Source organism: uncultured Gimesia sp., from assembly GCF_937919775.1.
Classification (GTDB): Bacteria; Planctomycetota; Planctomycetia; order Planctomycetales; family Planctomycetaceae; genus Gimesia.
Map to the genome: position 1 here is coordinate 1 of NZ_CALFPF010000404.1, position 6,237 is coordinate 6,237.

Annotated in this window: 2 protein-coding genes; one reads left to right on the forward strand and one right to left on the reverse strand. The window is 45.7% G+C overall.

Features of this window, described 5'->3' with window-relative positions; translation table 11 throughout:
* Positions 1–126: 126 nt before the first annotated feature.
* Positions 127–3,846 carry a family 10 glycosylhydrolase gene (locus tag Q0294_RS11060; RefSeq protein WP_299464828.1) on the reverse strand — a complete coding sequence of 1,240 codons (3,720 nt, stop codon included), beginning with the start codon at positions 3,844–3,846 and terminating at the stop codon, positions 127–129.
* 417 nt (positions 3,847–4,263) lie between these two features.
* Here Q0294_RS11060 and Q0294_RS11065 point away from each other — a divergent pair, with 417 nt between their 5' ends.
* Complete coding sequence (locus Q0294_RS11065; RefSeq protein WP_299464831.1) at positions 4,264–6,180, forward strand: hypothetical protein; 1,917 nt, start codon at positions 4,264–4,266, stop codon at positions 6,178–6,180.
* Positions 6,181–6,237 lie beyond the last annotated feature (57 nt).

Consider the following 6,237-nt stretch of genomic DNA (forward strand, 5'->3'; position numbering starts at 1 on the left):
TTATCTGTAGTCATTATAACATTTTAAATGCACTGAATAAGGGTGTTTTTCATAAACCCCTGTATTGCAAGCTGATATCGCCAGTCTGACAGCCGAGTCCGGAAGAAAGCTGCATAATCCGTGCGGTTAGCGGTGGATCAGTTTTCGAATTCCTCGAAGTTCTGCCTGCTTTCCAGGTTCGGCATTCTGCGCGGGTGCTGATTGAGCAGTATCTGAGTCATTTCCAAACTGCCCCCAATAACTGTCCAGCAGACGATAACAATCCAGATAACGCTGAGAATCCCAGGCAAAAGAGAGAGTCGATACCAGTTTGGTCAATTGCCGATCGTCTTCCGGAGAGATTTGATGAATCTGCAAATCGACATCATCAATCCATAACTTGCTGGCACCGAGTTTTTCAATCAGAATATGTGCATTTTGAATTTGATCAGTGGGGATATCTTTCACGCGAAACAAATATTTCCGCCATTGATGATCCACTGAAATAATCGCAGATTGAACTTTGAGCTTTCCATTCTGCTCGGCTTCTAATGCAATCCGAACCTGCATGTCTTTTACGTTCGTTTTCAACCAGACGCTCATATTCAAATAACGAGACTGCTGTAACGGAATCGTATTTGTTCGCAGAGAACTGCTCCCTGGCGCATGATCCAGAAGCAGTGACGCCTTACCGGAGTGGGATTCCGTTGTATCCAGGTTCCAGGAGACCTTGGATTGATCGTTAGATTCCCAACCGGCCAGAATATAATCGCGCGAATTTTGCCCTTCAAAATCAGCTTGAAAGACAAGAGAAGCCTTGTCTTCCATTGATCGATGTAAATCAAATAAACGCTGTTTCTTTTGGTCGATTATTGTCTGCAGATGTGCCAAATCATCTGCATTCACTCGACTACTGATAGACTGAATTTGTGCCTGCGGGTCATGAATTTCAAATGCCTGAAAATCAAAAGCATCCAGAGAAATCGTGCACCTTCTTACCCCCGCAGCAGACAGCACAGATTTGACGTTTTCCTCTGTCGCCAGATGAATAATGTCAGCTTGTGATGCTGCAGACAGTTCGATTGTAACCTGGCAGGCATAAGGAAAATCATTGACCAGATAGAAATACGTTTTCTCTTTTCCGCGAGATAAGCGGGCAATGACAGGTTGTTCTGCTGTTTGGACGGTTTGAAATGGTCTCGCAGGCAGTTTTTGAAGTTGTGTCCGAATCGCGCGCGTCGCCTGTTCCTGACCAAAGGGAATGGTCCAGCCGCCATCAAAAATGACATAGGGATCCATAGTGGCAATCGTGTGAATGTATCGAATACGGTTTTGCAATCCTGCCGACGAAACCTGAGAAACCAGCCAGGTAAATGCAGGCTGCCAGGGAGAAATTTGATCAAACTCCGCAATACGAACTTCGACAGGATGGTGGTAATACAAAGCGCCATTGAATCTGGTCTTAAACGAATCATCAACTGCTGGATGAAAATTTACGATATGTGCAACCGATGATTTTTGCTGATCAGAATAAAAAAGCCCCGGCCTCAAAACGATACAGTTACTGAGCTGATCATAATTCGAAAAATCGAGTCCCATTTCCATCAGGACAGGGCGAAACTGCATACCTGATGTTAGTGAAGAAATGATATCTCCCTCTTTACTTTGAGATGGCAAAAGCTCTCTGGCTGAAAAGACGATTCGGGCATCGGGCCGTTCTTTTAACAGAATTTCAGCCAGCCGCTGGTGCAACTCTTTAATCTTCTGGCAGCGCCACTGTGTCCATTGCGGAAACGCCGCTGTTGTCAAAAACTGATAACGTGTTTCGTATTTCTGCAACTCAGGAGCCGCGGGAATCCTCACACCGGTTTCTTTTTCAAATTGAGAAACGGTGAAATCATCGTAGCCCCATTTCAGACCAGGCAACTGCAGATAACCATTCATGGTTAACTGGACTGCCACACCTTGAAACGAAGGATGCGATTTATAGCGAACGACCAATTCTCTGAAAATATTGACAATTTCATTCTGTACACGCAGATTCAGTGGATTATAAAAAGGGGCCTGTCCTCGGGACGCACCTTCCGTGTTGCGCCAGGTTTTACCGTGAAGATTGACGAGTTCAATCCCCACTGCTTTTTCCGGCTCTTCTGCTATGATTTGTTCCAGACTGCTGATGATCGAAGAAAATTGCAATTCGGGTACTAAAGACAACTGTTCGCGATCAAAAATGCGAAACAACAGCTCCAGCACATCTTTTCGTTCAATATCCTGGCCGGAAGAATGATACACACCGGAATCATAACGCGGAGTCGGTGTCAAATAGCGGGAGGGATAAATCGAACTTCCATCTGCTGAAACAGCCAGCAGCACGCTGTTAAAATTGTGATAATTCAGATAATAAGCCAGCCGATTCCCCGCGTCGTAAAATGTTTGCCAATCATCCAGGCTACGATTGCTGACAGGGTCCAGCACTTGAGTGGCGCCAAAGATTTCCGGCAGCAGAGGTTTTTGCAAATAGGGGCCCACCAGTCGTTTTTTTTCCGAATCCATGTTTTCTTGCGAAGCAAGTTGCCATTCTTGAACCGGAAGTTCATAAACCTGCACCCGTGTAATTTCAGCCGGTGTTACTGACCCCAGGCTATGAAACAAGATGATCGGGTTATTGACACGCGGCCAAAAAATAATTTCCGCCTGCAATTCTTCCGGGTTCCCCTGCGAAACGACAGGCAAACCAGAACTCGTTTGATAAACTCCGGAATCCACGCCAACAGGCACCAGCTGCCCGGCTGCATCGGGCTCAAGAATACTGAACCCTGACTGAGTTTGAACGTGGCGAGGATAAGTTACCACCAGCTTATGAGGTTGATTTCGATTCCTGATTTTCAGGTGATACGCCGACCACGGCGGAAAATCATTACCCGTAACACCTGATTCCGAATTTGTCTTAAACAAGGACTTGAAGGAATTCCGAATTCGATCGCGCGGCCTCCGGGCAACCAGCGCATGCAGATTCTGAATACCGTTCAATTCGATCTCATCAACCATCCGCAGAGCATTGTTATCATGGGCAGCAGGGGGCGATTGCCTTGTTTGTTGAGAGACGACCACAAACTGGCCAACTGCCTCTTGCCCTGTTTCCATCTTCACGACCAGATCATAAACCCCTTCTGTGGGAGCATTGACAGTAATCGGAATCCCCTGCTTGAGCAGGTCATCGCGGCTTTGCTGAGCCAGCTTACTGGAACCTGAAGCAATAGCCTCTCTTGTACGCGAACGATAAAGCGTCCAGTGAATATCAGCTCCCAACGAGGCGTCAGTCGTCAGTAAATATTTGGGAAATGCCTGAACGTGGATCAGCTCATCTGGCGCAAATACCAGATGGGGATGTTTGAATGCTAATTCAAAAGAATCACCGGGAACCTGCTGTACGATTAACTGAGCATCTGTCTGACCTACAGACAGGATCTGTTTTTGCGCGAGAATGTCCTTCAGGACAAACTGATGCTGCACAGCGATGAGAGAGTCGTTCTGATCCTGTATCAACACCTGAAGACTTGCAGACAAGTCCCCCTCAACCTGAAATTCAATACTGTTAAAAACGCGGCTGGTTTGCGGCTGATACAGAATTTTCTGGTCTGACTGTGTTATCACCGCGGCCTCATCGGCGTCTACACCAAGTGAGCGGGCGACTTTGATCTGACCGCCGGACAATGCAAAGCGGGCATTCCAGAGACGGGCAGTCTGCTCTCCCCATTCAACCCGTAACTTTACCGACACAGGAGCACCCACTTCCGCTCTGGCAGAAATGGGAGCCTGCAACAAACTTAGAAAGATGACCGAAGTCAGTAACCAAAAACGTTCCACAGAATATCCGCTATTCCATACCAGAGAAACCAGGTATTCAAATTCGAAGTGATTCTTATTTGTGTTCAGATAAGGTAGATTGCCAAAAGGGCGGCGAAGAAATGAATTTTCAGGTGAGTGTCTGCATTATAGTCATTTCGAACAATGAGCCAAGACCAATTATTTTTAACAACAGAAGTCCAAATCAGGCTGATTTTTCCAAGAACTCTATTGACCTGTTTACGAAAAACTGCAAAAAAACGCATCCTCTCTCTCGTAGTTCACTTAATGACTCTCAAATTAAGTGGCTGCAAATATTTCAATATGACAAGCATAGTTAGATTTACTCGAAATTTTCTGTGAATGTCTTTCTGTGAATGTTTTATTGAAATACAACTCCTCATACCTCTCAAACTCCAATACCTACCTGGACTGATCATGATGCTAAAAAACAGTTTCTCTCTGGTAAGCGGCACTCTACTCCTCGCGCTGGTGACCGGCTGTGCTTCTTTGGTTGAAACAAAGGCCATTGAACAGTTTTCGAAAGCAATCGAAAACAATGATCTCAAAATGCTTAAACACCACACCACGATGAATTTCTCGAAAACAGCTCTCAGAAATAAATCCTCGATGGACGATCTGAAGATCCTCAAAATTCCAACTGGTGAAACCACGATCGTCGAAATTAAAGATATTTCCCCCAACCATAAAAAGGTCGTAGCTGAAGTCGGCGAAAACAAAAAGAAGCTTTTATATGAGCTTAAAAAAGTCAACAAAACTGGTGAATGGGTAGTCGACGACCTCTACATTAAACAGAAACAGAAAAACCTGACCGTAATGAAATCCGTGACGGAGCAGATGGACCTGTTACTGACCGTACGCGAATTCGTGACTGCCTGGGAAACAGGAAACCGGGATGATATTCTGGCGACAACGGATGGCGAATTCAAAGCGACACTGGAAGAATTACATCCTGCTTTTCTGGCAAAACTTTCGAAAAAGGTGGCAGGCGAGGCGCACAGTTCCAAAAAACAGAGACCTGATGCGCAGCTGGATAAAGACATTGCCATCATTCGGCTCCCGCGCCGTTCTGGCCAGATGATCATTTCCATGAAACTGAAAGCCGGTCAGTGGAAAGCCACTGACGTCGCTGTGGAGTCCAAACAGAATGGCGATCATGTTAAATCCGCTCAGAAACAGGCAAAAATGTTATTGGCAATCAGCAACTTTCTCGATGCCTACAACCAGAACAACAAAGAAGATTTGAAAAAATACACCGCTGACCAGTTCTATCGGGGAAGCCTGGATTTTGGAGATCTCACACTGGCGGCTTTACCACAATCGCAGGCCGCTGCTGCTGATTATGAACTCAAAATCGAAGGTAATCTCGCAAACTTTGTCACCCACAATCAAGGACAGATGGTCAATTTGACTCTGGTAAAAATTGAATCAGATGAAATTGATGTTCCTGAAAAATACCTGGTGGAAGAAGTCACCCTGTTTCAGGATCAGGGCAAACAACAGATCACGCTGACTTCATTATTTTCTTCACGTGCGATCACAATGTTGTTCAGCGACGCCCTGGCCAAACGCGATATGAAAATTCTTGATTTCAGTTCCACTCCGGACTTCTCGACACGAGTCTGGAAAAAAGTAGAACCCAATCTAGTAACACAACTCCCGCTTAATGAACTCACAGGACCCGGTTTCAAAATTCTAGACATCAAATTCAATGGCGCTGTTACCAAAGTTTTTGCCAGACAGGGAAATCTCCCTTTAACTTACATTTTGAGAGAACATCTGGGACATCTATTGGTTGACGACATCGAACTGGACCTCAAAGGCAGACCTGCCTCCGTCAAGGCAACACTGGAACTGATGGTTCAAGTTCAAAATTATGCCTATTACATGCACGACCAAAACATTCGTAACCTGCAACGATATTCCTCCCGTGATTTTAATGAACTGGTCTGGAGGCAGGTTGACCAGGTTCCCAAAACCGCTTACCAGACTCCGGAATTGCTGATGACAGATCTGGCAAGTCTGGAAATCAATGAAAACGAAGGCTACGCGCGTATTCAACTGGGTAACAAAGACCGGGGCGCTACCGTTCGCCTGATTAAACAGCATGGCCAATATGTGATCGACGACATCATGGTTAACAGTGACAACGTTGCTTCCAGCCATGTCTCGATGAAGAAAGAGCTTCGATTAGTCATGGCATCAACGACGGGAACTCTCAGGCAAAATTCTGTCCAGGCAGCATATACTATCACCAACAAGGATGACACTCCCCAGTCACAAGTACCCGTGATTGAACCTGCTGCCTTTGAAGAACCTCAACAGGAACCTTAAAACTGATTCACGGGAGTTTCTCCGTCACCGTTGTTCGAATTCAAATAGCGAATGTGT

Bases quoted from the DNA above. Each gene is read 5' to 3' on its own strand.
- Q0294_RS11065 (WP_299464831.1), top strand. From the start codon at position 4,264: ATGATGCTAAAAAACAGTTTCTCTCTGGTAAGCGGCACTCTACTCCTC.